We start from the raw sequence: 15,403 nt of genomic DNA, 5'->3' as shown, positions 1-15,403 counted from the left end.
GAAATAGAAAATTTATGCATAGAATGCTATAGGATACTTTAGTTCGCAGCGAATTTATATCTTATATAGATGAATTAATCCTGAAAAAGGTTTGACATGATTAGCCTCCCCTTGGTTTATACAATTTTGGCACTCATCGCATATACCACTTCTTTCTGGTATCTGTTTATTCGTTTAATGTCAAAACGTGAACCAAACTCATGGTTATTTGCTTTTGTTACTATCTTGGCATTAGTACTGCACGGCACAGTTTTATGCGATGCCATGCTTACACCAGCGGGAATTAACTACGATGTATTTAACCTGATGTCTTTTACATCAGGGCTTATGTTATTGTTAAGCTTAATTTTTAGTACTTTTCGCCCTATTCTGCCGTTAAATTTGTTAGGCATTCCTGTCGCAGCTATTGGTCTTATTTTAGGGTTTGCCTTTAGTCGACCAAATCAATTTATTGAACAGCATTCGTTAGGACTTGATACTCATATCATTCTTTCGCTTTCTGCCTATGCAGTTTTACTGATGGCAACCATACATGCGATCTTGATGTGGTTCCAAAATCGTGAACTCAAAAAGAAACAAAAAAAACGTTTCTGGGTCAACTTACTCCCGCCAATTCAGGCGATGGAATCTTTATTATTTGACCTAATCATTACTGGTTTTATTTTATTAACGATTGCGCTTACATTTGGTTTTTTAACAATTGATAGCTTCTTTGCTCAGCATCTCGCTCATAAAACCGTATTTAGTATTATTTCTTGGTTTATCTATGGCTCATTACTGATCGGCCATTACAAACTTGGCTGGAGAGGCCAAAAAGCAATTCGTTTTACCTTAATGGGTTTTGTACTTTTAGCGATTGGATTTATCGGCAGTAAATTTGTACTTGAGATGATCTTAGGGCGCTAGAGAAATTAAAATTTAATCGATACTAGACAGCGTTATACATATCCCGTATAACGCTGTTTTCGTTTTACTCAGGTGACACAGACTGTGAAACTCATACTCGCTCCAATGGAAGGTTTAACTGACCCGATCATGCGGGATACACTCACATCTGTTGGTGATTTCGACTGGTGTGTGACCGAATTTATTCGCGTTACAGACAGTATTTTGCCAGACCACATCTATTATAGTTTTTGTCCTGAACTAAAAAATGACGGTAAAACGGCAGCCGGTACACCTGTTCATGTTCAATTCCTAGGTAATAACCCAGATATGCTGGCAGCAAATGCAACAAAAGTTGTTGAATTGGGTGCACCTGCAATCGACCTTAATTTTGGTTGCCCTGCAAAAACCGTTAATCGACATCGTGGTGGTTCAGTCCTTCTTGATGAACCAGACGTGGTACATCTGCTGATTAAAGCAGTGAGAGATGCTGTACCTGCTCATATTCCTGTTTCAGCAAAAATGCGTTTAGGTTACCTCGATGAAAACCATACAATGGAAAATGCCCACGCTGTCGAAGATGCAGGTGCAAGCTGGTTAACTGTACACGCTCGAACTAAAGCAGATGGCTATACACCACCAGCTTATTGGGAAAAAATTCTACCTATTAAAGAAGCTTTAAAAATTAATGTCATTGCTAACGGTGAAATCTGGACCAATGCTGATGCTAGAGCCTGTCAGCAACAATCTGGCTGTGAAGACTTAATGATTGGCCGTGGTGCGGTAACGACTCCAGATTTAACCCAATGCATTCGCCAAAATATGGATGAAGCATTATTTAGTTGGGAACAACTCGTTGACTTACAAATTCGCTTTTTAAACGGTCAAGCAAAAACAGAAATTGGGATGGTTGGTCGTTATAAGCAGTGGTTAGGCATGATGACCAAAGCCTATCCTCAAGCGAAAGAATTATGGGATCAAGTGAAACGTATTAAAGCTTTAGATGAAATTGTTCAACAATTAGAACACACCAGATCAGATACTATTTAACTCGGCATAACCTTTTAAAAAAGAGGACAATTGTTTTCACAACTGCCCTCTTTCGTATTTCAGGTTAAGCTATTATTCTTTTTTAAAAGCCGCTTACTTTCATTTTAAAGTCAGTTACAGAAACGCCAGTGACACCAAAACTCCCCATAGAACCATTAGGTAAATTATTAAACGTTGTTGTATTTTGAGTACCCATATTCCCTAAAGTGACATTATTAAGTGAAGCATCAAATTTACTAGATGCGCCTGTATTCCCAAAAGTTAATCCAGTTGGTTCAACACCTGCATAAAAACCATCTAACACAAAACCAGTTGAGGTATTTGTTCCTGCAAACTTAAACCCAAATGTAGCACCTGTATTATCGGACACTAAAGTAATTGGACAACCCGTAGCAGCAGAACAAATAGACTGAATTGCTCCACCAAATTTAACCATAACGGATTGGGCAGCATGACCCAGTTGAATATTTAAGCGGGGTTTATTGGTTGATAAAAAGTTAATATCTAGATTTCCAGTAGAGCGAATGATTTCTTTTACACCCGTATTTACTGTCGTTCCCGAACTAAAAATTGATTTTGGTGCATAACTTGTTAATGCATAATCGGATGGGCTAGATAAAGATGTACTTGGGGCTAAATAAACTGAAAAAGGTAGAAGTCGAATTCCGTTTACATCATTCCCCATAGATATAGCTAAATTTAAAAAAGGATTTCCACCCCCAGCATCGGTATCCATTGCAATATTAAAAGAAGGATTACCCGATACAGCGGCTTTAATAAACTCTATACCAGGAACTGGGTTAGTAGAGTTTCCAGCAATGACAAAACCAGCTTTACTGTTATAAGAAGTTGAAGCAATACCATTAGTATCAATAAGTGCGACTTGATTAAATTTAACTTTATCGGCCTGAATTCCTAAAGTTAAGCCATTTTGACCCGTCGCTGCTGCAAGGCTTTGATCATCCAAAGGTTGCATTGCAAAAACACTTGAACTACTGGCAAGTAGCAGCCAAAACCCTATATTTTTATTCTTCATGTCGCTCTAATCCTTAAGAGACAAACGCTTATTATTTGTTCAGACTATCAGAATAATATTCAAGTACAAAGCAATTATCTCTATAACCCGACGAATGCAAATCCAATCACACTAAAATAAAATTTATATAAAAAAGTGACGATAATTGTCACTTTTATTTATTAGTTAAAGGCCCCATTTCTAGGCACAATACTGAAGCTACTATTTAAACGTCCACCCGTAATTGCAAGCTCACCTAAACGTGCTCCCGCTCCTGTTGAAGGCGGATAGAAATTAATATCTTTAACACGTAATGCACCGTCAATACTCTTATCAGGGTTAAAATAAACCGCCGTATTTACGCCAACTTTACCTAAACCACTTGTTGTATCTTTACCCACAACCAAAGCACTATTAAACGCTAGCTTTCCTGTAATATTATCAAAACCAATTGCAGAACCATCAATCGGATCACTAATTTGAACCGTATTTCCAGTTGCTGTCGCAGGCACTGTGAAATCGCCGAGTACAGTTAAGGCACTACCATCTGCAATTGAACTATTTGGCACAATTGATAAGTTAAGATCGCCACCTAAACGGAGTTTTAGACCAAATAACACATCATTATTTTTGGCAAAATTATCAATAGGTGAAGTACATGAACCCGTCGCTGGACAAGTTTTATATTTAGCCCCTGGTAAATAACCAGCTGCAATTTCCATTGATAAAGCAAGTAGCATCTCTTTTAAACTAATATTAAGACTGCCATTTTCTAAACCAATACTTCCATTGCCTTTGAGGAACATATCAATATTACGTAAGCCCATGTAATAATCAGTAGGACTACCACCATTATTAGCATTTGGAGAACCATCAATTAATAAAATTGAGGTTGTTTTAGTTCCAGTCGTATCACGTCCCGTAGTTCCAGCAGCAATACCAAAACCTAAACGCGAAGTGGTTCCAGATGCAGCTACAGCATTTCGAATAGGCTTACCATTTGCATCTTTGGTATAGTAATAGGCACTATTTGCTGGTGCATCTAAACCATATACAGCAGCGTTAGCATTTAAATTATAAAAAGGTAATGCTAAGCCCCACTGGTTATTTGCACCATTGTCTGCAAACTGATTGGCAGCAGCAACATTTGCACTTGTCGTAAAACGACCGCGTCTTGAAAATGCTTGAAACTCTGCTCCACGCATCGCAAGAATTAAGCTAAACGGATTAGTCACCGTATCACGGTGAATATTATGCTGATAATCAGCAGCTGTCGTTAAAGTGCCAGATCCTAAACGAATTGCATTTAAAGTCGCGTTGTTTGGCATTAATAATGTTTTTGTATCAGCAAGATTTAAATAAATATTTCCGCTGTCAAAATAACCGCGTGTAGCTGAGTTAAGACCTGTTAAATTACCAAATTCGAAACCATAGGCATTCAGACCTGCCCCACCAATTTCTAAAGTGGTTGCTTTGCCATCTGAGCCCAACATTGAGTCATTGTCTTTAGTGAATTCACCTTTCATACGAAAGGCAATCCCAGAATTACCTAAAATACTATTACTTGAGCCCGTACCCGTAGCGGTATTTGCAGTGCCTAAAGTGGTGGTGTCCGCCGTACCATCCATGCCACGGACTTGTAAATAACTATTTACCATACGTCCGCTAGCACCTAAACGAATCAAACCTTTCGCATTTTGGGGACTATTGGTTGCATCTAAAGCATAAGGGTTAGTTTTATCTACATTAGAACTTAACATGACCTCAATATTCAGGCCTGAATTAGTTACTTTTCCACTACTGTCAACATAAGTACCCGCAGTTAAACCAGAAGCTGAATCTGCTACACGGTTAAAATCAACATAACCATAGGTACTATTCGGTGTTTGCCCTACACCAGCGACATTAGTTCCAGTATTTGTCTGTAAAACTACGCCACGAGTTGGGTCAATCAACATTGCCCCTTTCCCAACAAAATTAAAGTTAAAATTTCTTAAAATTAACTGATTTAGCTGACTACGAGCATCTAATTGCCCTAAATAAATATTGGCATTATTAATACCAAGCGTCATGCTCGACTGACTATTTGCATTAAATAGACCATCTTGGGTTGTAAGTGCCAAATTTAGAGGAGAAGTTGTTTGAATAGCCAACTGCCCCATTGTCGGTGAGCAAGTAGCAGAATTATTACATACTTTAAAACTATTTACAGTAATGAGTGATGGACTGCTTTGCATAGAAAAGTCGAGTCCAGTTTTACCCGTAGTTGCATTGCTCCCTACATCTAACCGATAATTTGTACTTAAAGGTTGACTAGATGCATTACTTTTTTGAACTTTTATCCCGCCCGCTTGTGCTCTTAAGACCTGATCAGCACTACTAGGTGTACCTGCATGATCATCCCAGTAAGCATTATCAATATTGATTTCATTAAACGTCGTTTGAATCGAAATTCCATCTTGTCCATTAACAGCACTTAAATCAGCATCTGTTAAAGCTTCTAAAGCAAAAACATGTCCGCTCACTAACAACATGCTGGTTGTTAATGCGTTTAAAATAAACTTTGAGCTGTGATTTTCTTTATTTTTTTTCATCACTTCAGTTCCTTTGAAATCTACATTAACCCTTAACAACGAGGATGGCTGCCATCACAGCTAAAGACCATGACTTTTCCTTGGATAGCCAAATTCCCATTCATCATCAAGCCCATAAAGCCAGTTTCACGTCCATGGTCATACGCCGATGGTGTTGCAGTAGCAACTTGCTGGTTTGCACTATTAGCAGTGGCCGCATAAGTTGGCTTTTTGAAATATGCATAATCATACATATTTGCACTCGACCCTTGCGCTGTTGTTGAGCTGGTAAAGTTATCTTGCTCAATTGATAAAGCATTAAAACCAAAGTTACGAATTAAAATTGGCTGTGCCGCACTAAAACTAAGCTGAATAGCAGGCTTAATCATTTCAGTATTATTTTTATCCAAATACTTTAAATCAGCGCCATCCAAACCCATCTTTTGAATATTTAAAGTACCTTGTACGCCTTTAAATACAAGCCAAAGTTTATTACCACTATCACTATTTTCGGCCCAACCACTTGGTTTGGTCGAATCTGCTTGTACAAAACGCTTATTAATTGCCAAGCCAATATGGCAAAACTCTACGTTCTCACAGACACCTCCACTACCATTGTCAAATACACCGTTAGCTGTCTGGTTTAAATTAAGCATTAAAGATAAATCAGCACCCGCCTGACCATTAATCGCCTGTAATGCTTCATTATCTAAAGTTTGTAGCTCTGCATGAGTGACCGTTGCACAAAGAGCGAGGATTAAAGCAGTTATTTTTTTCATATCACTCTCCTCCTCTTATAGGCCTTTAGTTGTAAGTTTCAAGTGCTGGATTAAAACACCGTCAATGACAGCAGACCCCAGGTTATTTATTGGGCTAGAATTTATAACAGGTGTGGGCGCCTGATTTAATGTTGGAAAAGTTGTACCTGTCATTCCATTATTAGCGCCAATTAAATTATTTACTTCATTATTTGCTGCAGTTAACCAAACAGCTGATGAGTTTGCCCAAACACGGTTTGCAATTGAACCATACATAGGTGTAGTTCCAGAAGTGCTACTACAACCAATAGTTGGAGAACATGTAGCATCAGCAGGCTTTGTTGTTGGAGCTAAAATTGCCCAAGGTGTTGAGCCATTATTATATTCCCACTGATATAAATATCCTGTTGTACCAGCACCACAAATAAATAGAGTACAACTATAAGACTGAACCCACGTCTGAGTATTTACTCCACGTTGTTTATAATGTACTTCAGTCATCTGATTTGAATAAGTTGTTCGTGAAACCGTACCTGAATTTAACTTACCAAACGAAATACCTACTGCTCCTTCATCGGTTGAAGCTCTTAGAGTTTTTCCGCCATCCTCACTAAAGGCAGTACCAATGGTAATACTACTGTGTGTTGCATTATAGCCTTGATAATTTTTACCGCCTAAAGTTAGTTGGTTACCACATTGATAAACGTTACAAGTTGAGCCTTTATAAGAGGTATCCACACCGCTATAGTCAGTATAAATTTGTTTATAAATTTCTGGTTTATTCGCAATACGGGCAATTTCTAAACTAAAGTTTTTACCATCAGAACCTAAAATCAAAGGCTGGTACAAAGTACCTAATACAAGATTTATATTTGGGTTATAAAGGTAAACTCCCTCGTTAGCATCAAAAGTGGGTGCTACGCCACCATTAATTGCAGGTGTGATAAGGTTTCCACTATCGCTCGTTTCACGTGTACTCAAACGTAAAACTCCAGCATTCGATAAACCTGAAGCATCCCACGTTTTTGTGGCAGTTTTACTATCTGTACGTGTACGTTTTTCTACATAATAGCGGCATCCCGCTGAGGTACCAAAACTTCCTGTTCCTCCATTATTACAATCACCTGTTGTGCTTGTACTTAATGTTGAATTAGCACCTGCATGAATAAGAGTCCACGGAGTAGTAGTAGATCCCTCAGTTAGAGAACTTGTAGTAATAGCCTTAACATCCTTGCTGTCTCCGCTATTCAAACGTATAACTCCGGCAACCCCCAAAGTATTATTATAAAAAGGGCTCATTCCACCAGCAGATGTTGCTCCGCCTAATGTTTGGAAAAGCTGTAAACGGCTGCCATTTAAGCTAAAGTTATTCCACACTCCTTGTAAACGAAGACGGTTTGCACGAGTTGCATCAGTACTTGTACCAATTAAACCATTTGAGTCGCCATAATTAAATTGATCTGCTGCTCCATTTATTTTATTCGGATTTCGAACAAAGATATCGGACCATAGACCTAGTTTCAACTTATAAGCATCTATACCAGCCGTATCTTTTGTTCCAATCTCATATAAAGGTGCTTCCAAAGCTAGATAGGTTAATTGACAAGTAGGATCAGTCGCACCTGTACAATTATTTGCACTAAAATTCGGTACTGAATTTTCAGTTGCAACTTTAAATATCCAAGGGTTAACAGCTGTACCCCAGCTTGATATTGCTGCTGCTGTCTCAGTAGAAGCTATACGTGTATTAGTATTATTATCAGATTTGGATAAAGCAAGGCCATAAAGATAAATATCAGCTTTACCCACTGCACGGTCACCTGAATCAACCGAACCGTTTTTATTGGTGTCTGCCGAAGTCATACTTAATGGACCTACAGGTACATAATTGATATAACCCGTATCTTTAGTGCGGTCAGTTAAAATTTGGTTTGTAGTTTCATTCGCTCCAGCTCCACGAAATACCATATAAGTATTCTGTGGCAAGATAGCAATACCTTCCCCAGTGGTTTCACTTAAACCTGCATCAGAAAGTTCTTCAAGAGCAAAACTTGGCTGACTTATACAAAAGCCAATTAAACTTGCCAGAACGGTTTTTTGAAACCTTACCGTATAATTAAGTGTAGTCATCTTGACCTTCCTGTTTTATACGATGCCGCGCACCATATTTATTTTTCTTTAACAATCCTTGATGCTAGGTGAATTTTTCCTTTTCTCCCTAGACTAGAAGGCAAATCCAAATAGATATTGCCAACCCTTCCACATTTCCATTATGCGCAATATTTGCACGAATGCAAAAAAAAGAGCTTAAAAACTTACTTTTCCGATGAATGTAAAATTTAAAACTATGCATTCATACTTAGCAGAATTTTAAACTTCCGTAGCAGTTTGGAGCAAAAGACTGATTAGCTAATTGTAAATTCTGTAATTCTAGTACTGCTGGTCTCGCGTTTGATAAATCCCTTGTCCCAACATTAAAATCACCACCAATACAATTTACAGCCAAGAAACCACAGTTTAATGGATTCTGGGTTAATTCTTTACTCACTTCAGTAAGTGCATCTCTAATAGTATCTGTTTTAATAACGACACTATTAGTCGGGTCAATTCGACCAATATCTATTGGATTTGATAACTCTAGCCACCAACCACGCATTGCTGTTGATACTGTTCCAGGCCAACGTATATCTTGTCCCTGCATCGATAATGATAATGGACTACCACTCAAATCAATTTTATGGATATAACCTAAATTTTCTAACAACGGTACTGTTACAGGTAAATTATTAATGGTCCCACGAAGATTACCATTTAACGTAATTCCCCCAAGGATATCAACATCAGCTGCCAGTGTACCCGACAAATCAATACCATTGACTATAGCAGAGGCTAATAAATTTACACTGCTCATCCGGTGTCCGGATACAATTGATTGTGGTAATGATAACTGTGCTTTTTGGGTAGGGGACAGTGTTATATCATAAGACTTAGTCTGGAAATCAAGATTAAATCCTGCTCCTAATGCAATTTCACCTCTAGCTTTACCTGTAATTGCTTGGTTAACACCACAACCCGAAGGAGATGGATATACGCCGCAAGCAGGACTACCTGTTTGCGTGATGCGTGCAGCCTCAACAGTCGCCGCACCTACTTGGGGTGCTACTACCATATAACCACTTAAACTATTAATACCATTTGGTGTAGCTGAGTTTTCTGTGCCAATAGTTAAAAGCCCTTCAACTGCTTCAGCACTCAAGCGAATACCAGCTACTTCACGAGTTGATGCACTATTTGGGTTCTTTATTGCCAATTCGAAAAAAGGGTTTGTCAGTTTAGCATCGCTTGCTACCCGGCCCTCGCGTGTATCTGCTACACCACTTAAACTAACATTATCAAAATCAATATCACAGCCGCCCGCACCATTTACCCCACCACAACCTAACTGCAGTTTACGAATATTGGCATTAATTTCTAACTCGGCCTCTAAACCTAATTTATAAAATCCTACATTACTACTGCTATCACGCAATTTTTCCAGATTTGCCGAATCATTAGGTGCAATATAAGACATACTCATCAAGGCTTGGCCCCGAGTTGCTGATAGTTCCGAATCTGACATAGGGACTAGTGTAGAAGCAGCGTAAGCTGAAGAAAAACATAAGCTTCCAAGTGTCAAAAGTGCTACTCGAAGAGACGTAAACTGTCGCATGGCCGACCTCCGTATCCGTGGGGGCATAATCCTGTTTAATTTCTTTTTATTTGGCCTATCTGCATTTGATAAATATTTAACTAAACATTATCAAAGAGAGCCTATATCAACTACATTTGCTTTTAAATTCTGTGATACAGCACAAAAAAAACAAATCAATTATTGATCATTTTATATCATTTTTTACAAAAGGAAACTGTCGTTTATCATAATTCCGATAAACGCTTCTCAAAAAAATTTTATTTATAAAATTGGGCCACCTAAGTGACCCATTATTTTTAAAATCTTTTCATCGAGGAAAGATTAAGTTTTAGGAAGCGTAACACCTGTTTGACCTTGGTATTTACCACCACGGTCTTTATAGGAGGTTTCACATACTTCATCACTTTCAAAGAATAGCATTTGTGCTACGCCTTCCCCAGCATAAATACGTGCAGGTAAATTTGTTGTATTTGAAAATTCTAACGTAACGTGACCTTCCCATTCAGGCTCTAATGGAGTCACATTTACAATAATACCACAACGAGCGTAGGTCGATTTACCCAAACACACTGTTAACACATTGCGAGGTATACGGAAATATTCAATTGTACGCGCTAGGGCAAATGAGTTTGGCGGAATAATACAAACATCAGACTCAATATCGATAAAACTTTTGTCATCAAAATTCTTTGGATCGACAATTGCAGAATGTACGTTTGTAAAAACTTTGAATTCACGGGCACAGCGTACATCATAACCATAGCTAGAGACCCCGTAGGAAATCAACTTTTCACCATTTTCATCAAAACGGACTTGATTCTCTGCATAAGGTTCAATCATGCCGTGTTTTTCGCTCATTTCGCGAATCCAACGATCAGACTTAATAGCCATGTATTTTCTATCCAAAAGGTAATTTCATTGATTCCGACGTACTTTAACTTAAAAAACCAATTATGAAAACAACGCAGAGCTACTCAAATAAATAAGAATAGCTCAGCGGTACATTTAAAGGTTTAGTAAAGCAGAATAACTAATTGGAATTGAAAAGCTGACCAATACAAGTGAAGCTGTTTTTTGCAAGTTAGTTTGATTTAACCAACCCACTTTCTTAGAAGCTAAAACCGATCCCAAGAAAATCCAAAACAATGCAATTGGGGTAATAAGCGCTAAATAAGCCATCATATGAATTAAATAAATATGAAAATTACTCCATGCACCTACTGGGAAAATTGCTGAGGCAAATAGTAATGCTTTTGGGTTTAATAAAGTGGCGCAGAATAACTCACGAGCACGAATCGTTGGCTGATTTAATTCAACTTCTTGATTTGCCGTATGCCATAACTTGATGGCTAAGAAAATAATATAGCAAGCGCTCAATAGCTTTAGAATAGGCGGCAGCATTGGTAGTGTGCTAGACACTTTTCCAATCAGCATTCCCCATGCAGAAATAGAGATGACATAACCTAAAACTTCTGCTGGAATAAGTTTTACTGACTTCCTTAAACCCACTTGTACCCCAGAAGAAGCTAGTAAGGTATTGGTTGGACCAGGAGTAAGTAAAATTGTGGCTACTAAGCCAATAAAAAGCCATGAAATCATTGAATGACCTCACAATATAGTCATCTCAGATTAATAGATATCCTGTTACAAGGCAAAAGGTAATTGTAAGACAAAATTTTTAAAATTATTTTTACCATCTCAATAAAATTTATAAAAACAAATACTTATAAAATTAATTCAAAAAGTAGAGAAGAAAACTTTACGGTCAGTTGTGACGCTTTTCAAATAGATTACGCATTAAGTAACATAAGTATTTTTATTTTAAGTCTATTTTTCCATCAAAAGTCTTTATAATAAAAAATATATAGTAATGGTAAGTTTAAATTTTAAGCTTTTAATAAGTTTCAATTCTTATATTATTTCTGATTTTTTATATAGAGCACCGCGCTCTACTACTTTAATGATTATGGCAAAGCACTTTTTTCAATCTTGGCTTCCCTCCCCCGAGAAAGTTTCGAATATGAAATTTCTAAGGATTTTTGGTCAAAAGACCCTTAATCCTGTGCTTTGGTATGTCAATCGAAAATCAATTACCCGAGCTGTTTTTGTCGGAACTTTTTTTGGTTTACTCCCTATTCCTTTTCACAGTGTATTTATTGTGATGGCGGTCTTACTATTCGAAGTAAATTTACCTATTAGCTTAATGCTCGCTTGGTTAAGTAACCCGCTTACATTAGTTCCTATTCTATATATTGGTTTTTGGTTCGGTGCACACATTTTTCATGTACATATGATTAACAAACAAATGTTGCTAGGTGTATTGCATCAGATTTCTCGTTGGATTACTCATTTCGGCCATGGCCACATTGATTTTAGTCTTGCGAAAATCTTGATGACTGGACTTGTTGTAGAAGCTTTTGTATTTGCTGTCATTTTATATATATGTACAGAAATTTTCTGGCGCTGGATGGTCGTTAAAAACTGGAAAAATAGACATCGTCAAAAGAAGCAAGAAGAGATTTTATAAAAGCTTCACTCTTCTTGCTTAAGTTTAAATCATTATTTTGGCAGTTTTGATTTCATATATTCTTCGGCCACATTAAGCACATATTCTTGGCAAGCCTCTCCTGTACCAGGGTCATAAGCTCCATTATTGGTAATATTATTAGATAAGATTCGAATGCCCAGGAAAGGTACGTTAAATTGACTTGCAATTTGTGCAACAGAAGCCGCTTCCATTTCTTCAACAGAAGTACCATAACGTTGATGGAAAAATTGAATACGATCTAGCTCATTATTCCAGACATCTGCTGAACCAATCGTTCCTTCAACCACATCACCTTTATCATAACGGACTTTATGTGCTGCCATTAACAACTCTTGGTCACCTTCAAATTTGCGTATTGCAATCGGTTCTGGATTTGATTCTTGAGTTGGCAAAACATCAAAAGCCTCAACCCATGTGAGTGAGTCTGAACCACCGCCCACTGGCTGTTTAGGTGTTCTAAATGCACCAATATTGGTTGTATATTTTCCTAAAACAATATCGTAAACGTGCAAATCAGGATCATGTCCACCTGAAGTTCCCTGATTAATGATCGCAATCGGTTTATAACGCTCAATCGCTAGAGCAGTTGCTGCAGCAGAGTTACTCATACCCATGCGAGTTTTAGAAATAATCATTGGATAACCGTTATAGGTACCCTTCCAGAATTTCCACCCACCAATTTCTTCAATAGTCTTATTCTCTAATTTTGAAGCCATTCTTTCCGATTCTACTGGCAAAGCACCCTGAATAATGATCGGCTGTAACTTCTGTTTTTGTTCCTGAACTGTTGGTGTTTGTGAAGCAGATGAGTTGTCATCGTTACATCCAACTAAAAATAAAGCGCTACATAAACTGATTACGCCCAAACTATACTTAAATTGCATTTTTTAACCTTTCTTTTTAAAAAGTGTAAGGTAGCAATCTACATGCCAATTTCAAGTTCAGCTTTGTTATTAGGATTCAGTAATTTAATTTTTTATTTTAATCAGATGATAAAAAAACCCGACTTAAAGCCGGGTTTTAATAAATTAGAAAATACGCTTATCATCACGTGTGCGTTGAGGGATTTTTTCAATCTGCTGCCAAACTGCTTTAGCAATCTCAATATAACTATCAGCCGCATCATCCATTGCCACAACGCTCGGTTTACCCTGATCAGCATGTTCACGTATTTGAGCATTTAGAGGCAAACGGCCTAACAATGGAATATGGTATTGCTCGGAAAGCTTATCACCACCACCGATACCAAAAATTTGCTCTTCATGACCACAGTTTGAACAAATATGAGTCGACATGTTTTCGACAACACCTAATACTGGAATACCAACTTTATTAAATAACTCAATTCCTTTGGTGGCATCAAGCAAGGCAACATTTTGTGGAGTAGTCACAATGATTGAGCCTGTAACCGGAATACGCTGTGCAAGCGTAAGCTGAATATCACCAGTACCTGGTGGCATATCAATCATGAGTACATCTAAATCAGGCCAAAGTGTTTGATTAAACAATTGCATTAGAGCGCCTGTTGCCTTTGGTCCACGCCATGCAACAGGTGTGTTGTTATCACCAGTTAAATGTCCAATAGAAAGCACAGCCATACCATAAGCATCTAAAGGTACAAAATTTTCACTTTCAATAAGTGGAGTTTTGCCAGCGTTTCCTAGCATTGTGGGAATACTTGGACCATAGATGTCAGCATCTAATACCCCAACCTTAAGCCCCATCTTTTGCAAGGCAAGCGCTAAATTAACCGTAGTTGTCGATTTACCAACACCCCCCTTTCCTGATGAAACTAAAATAACATTCTTAATGCGAGGGTGAAGTGGAACATCTCTTTGTTGCGGAGCGGCTTTTTGAATCGGTGGATTATTTGGATCTGGTTCTGATTTAGGTGAGGCGTCAAGTACAGGAGGTAAATTTAAACTTTCTTGTGTAGGGCGCTTTTGTTGAACCACGTGTAAATTAAGTTCTTCAATACCGCACTTTTCTAATGCACCCGCTAAATCATCATGGATTTGCTGCAAATGCTCTTTTTCATCAGCAAATGTATTAATCGTAAGTTGTAATACACGACCCTGAACTTGAAGCTGACTAATGCGCTCCTTTAAAGCATCTTTCGAATGCGGTAATAAATAATTTTGGAGTACGGTTTGGATTTCATCTTCTTTCACCTCTTGTGCGGGTGAAAAAACGGACTTTAATGAAGAAAGCCAAGACATATTGTTTACTCCAAAAACAGATCATTACAGCTTAATGGAGATAGTGTAACAGTATTGCTCCGCACTCGCTCACCTTGGGATGAATAATTACTAACTTCAGATCTCATCTTTTAGGTAAGGAGTGCAGATTTTAGTTTAAATCAGCTTATTCAGCAGAATCATGGTTCCTTAATTTATTGAGTTTATCGGTCGCAGTTTTCTTCAACTCATCAAGTTTTGCGGTTGCTTGCGTTTTCAACTCATCCAATTTTGTAGCAGCCTCTTCCTTTAATCCCGCAGCTTTGGCTTTAGCATCGTCAAGTTTATGAGCTGCTTCTGTACGCAAGTGATCAAACTTATCTTGTAGACTATGCTGAGCATCCTCAAGTTTACCTTTTAAATCAGTTGCTTTTTCTTCAAGAGCCTCTTTACCAGAAGCTTGTTTCTCTTTTACATTTTCCTTTAAATCGTCCAAAGCTTTTTCGCCTTGTACTTTCGCATCAGCCGCTTTTGCCTTTAATTGGTCTACCTTATCTTCAACTGCTTCTTTACCAGCAGCTTGCTTCTCTTTTACATTTTCCTTTAAATCGTCCAAAGCTTTTTCACCTTGTACTTTTGCATCAGCCGCTTTTGCCTTTAATTCATCTAATTTATTTTCTGTAGTCATCGTTGTTATCCTCATAGT

The 15,403-nt window shown here is 37.8% G+C and carries 13 protein-coding genes; 3 read left to right on the top strand and 10 right to left on the bottom strand.

The window, feature by feature from the left end; genetic code table 11:
• Positions 1-96 precede the first annotated feature (96 nt).
• Both RMA94_RS08225 and RMA94_RS08220 read left to right on the top strand, forming a co-directional pair.
• The gene (locus RMA94_RS08225; protein WP_238517133.1) at positions 97-906 is read left to right on the top strand and encodes an inner membrane protein YpjD; all 810 of its coding nucleotides are present in this window, start codon (positions 97-99) and stop codon (positions 904-906) included.
• Between the two features lie 84 nt (positions 907-990).
• Positions 991-1,935 (top strand): tRNA-dihydrouridine synthase, encoded by a 945-nt coding sequence (locus tag RMA94_RS08220; RefSeq protein WP_202733352.1) that lies wholly within the window; start codon positions 991-993, stop codon positions 1,933-1,935.
• A gap of 82 nt (positions 1,936-2,017) precedes the next feature.
• Here the strand turns inward: RMA94_RS08220 and RMA94_RS08215 are convergent, their stop codons facing one another.
• From RMA94_RS08215 to RMA94_RS08185, 7 genes are all read right to left on the bottom strand, one after another.
• On the bottom strand, positions 2,018-2,971 hold the full coding sequence (locus tag RMA94_RS08215) for a DUF6160 family protein (protein WP_202733353.1): 954 nt from the start codon (positions 2,969-2,971) through the stop codon (positions 2,018-2,020).
• A 161-nt stretch (positions 2,972-3,132) separates the two neighbouring features.
• Positions 3,133-5,544 carry a DUF6160 family protein gene (locus RMA94_RS08210; RefSeq protein WP_202733354.1) on the bottom strand — a complete coding sequence of 804 codons (2,412 nt, stop codon included), beginning with the start codon at positions 5,542-5,544 and terminating at the stop codon, positions 3,133-3,135.
• A gap of 32 nt (positions 5,545-5,576) precedes the next feature.
• Entirely contained in the window at positions 5,577-6,302 is a 726-nt protein-coding gene (locus RMA94_RS08205; protein WP_311082492.1) for a DUF6160 family protein, read from the bottom strand.
• Between the two features lie 15 nt (positions 6,303-6,317).
• Positions 6,318-8,411 carry a hypothetical protein gene (locus RMA94_RS08200; RefSeq protein WP_130174116.1) on the bottom strand — a complete coding sequence of 698 codons (2,094 nt, stop codon included), beginning with the start codon at positions 8,409-8,411 and terminating at the stop codon, positions 6,318-6,320.
• Between the two features lie 229 nt (positions 8,412-8,640).
• Positions 8,641-9,990, bottom strand: coding sequence for a hypothetical protein (locus tag RMA94_RS08195; protein WP_017387217.1), 1,350 nt, complete (start codon positions 9,988-9,990; stop codon positions 8,641-8,643).
• A 303-nt stretch (positions 9,991-10,293) separates the two neighbouring features.
• Complete coding sequence (dcd, locus tag RMA94_RS08190; protein WP_003653416.1) at positions 10,294-10,863, bottom strand: dCTP deaminase; 570 nt, start codon at positions 10,861-10,863, stop codon at positions 10,294-10,296.
• A gap of 114 nt (positions 10,864-10,977) precedes the next feature.
• The gene (locus RMA94_RS08185; protein ID WP_032004285.1) at positions 10,978-11,571 is read right to left on the bottom strand and encodes a LysE family translocator; all 594 of its coding nucleotides are present in this window, start codon (positions 11,569-11,571) and stop codon (positions 10,978-10,980) included.
• A 361-nt stretch (positions 11,572-11,932) separates the two neighbouring features.
• Here RMA94_RS08185 and RMA94_RS08180 point away from each other — a divergent pair, with 361 nt between their 5' ends.
• Complete coding sequence (locus RMA94_RS08180) at positions 11,933-12,499, top strand: DUF2062 domain-containing protein (protein ID WP_311082490.1); 567 nt, start codon at positions 11,933-11,935, stop codon at positions 12,497-12,499.
• Between the two features lie 32 nt (positions 12,500-12,531).
• Here RMA94_RS08180 and RMA94_RS08175 read toward each other — a convergent pair whose 3' ends face one another.
• The 3 genes from RMA94_RS08175 to RMA94_RS08165 all read right to left on the bottom strand — a co-directional run bounded on the left by RMA94_RS08175 (position 12,532) and on the right by RMA94_RS08165 (position 15,385).
• Positions 12,532-13,404, bottom strand: a complete 873-nt coding sequence (locus RMA94_RS08175; protein ID WP_311082488.1) for a 5'-methylthioadenosine/S-adenosylhomocysteine nucleosidase — start codon at positions 13,402-13,404, stop codon at positions 12,532-12,534.
• A gap of 144 nt (positions 13,405-13,548) precedes the next feature.
• Positions 13,549-14,739, bottom strand: coding sequence for an iron-sulfur cluster carrier protein ApbC (gene apbC, locus RMA94_RS08170; protein ID WP_311082486.1), 1,191 nt, complete (start codon positions 14,737-14,739; stop codon positions 13,549-13,551).
• Positions 14,740-14,884: 145 nt separating this feature from the next.
• Positions 14,885-15,385, bottom strand: a complete 501-nt coding sequence (locus RMA94_RS08165) for a hypothetical protein (RefSeq protein WP_311082484.1) — start codon at positions 15,383-15,385, stop codon at positions 14,885-14,887.
• Between the last annotated feature and the right edge of the window lie 18 nt (positions 15,386-15,403).

The organism is Acinetobacter sp. V115_6 (assembly GCF_031799025.1).
In the GTDB taxonomy this organism is placed as follows: domain Bacteria; phylum Pseudomonadota; class Gammaproteobacteria; order Pseudomonadales; family Moraxellaceae; genus Acinetobacter; species Acinetobacter pittii.
The sequence above is the reverse complement of the archived record's forward strand: the minus strand, read 5'-3'. Positions and strand labels throughout refer to the sequence as shown.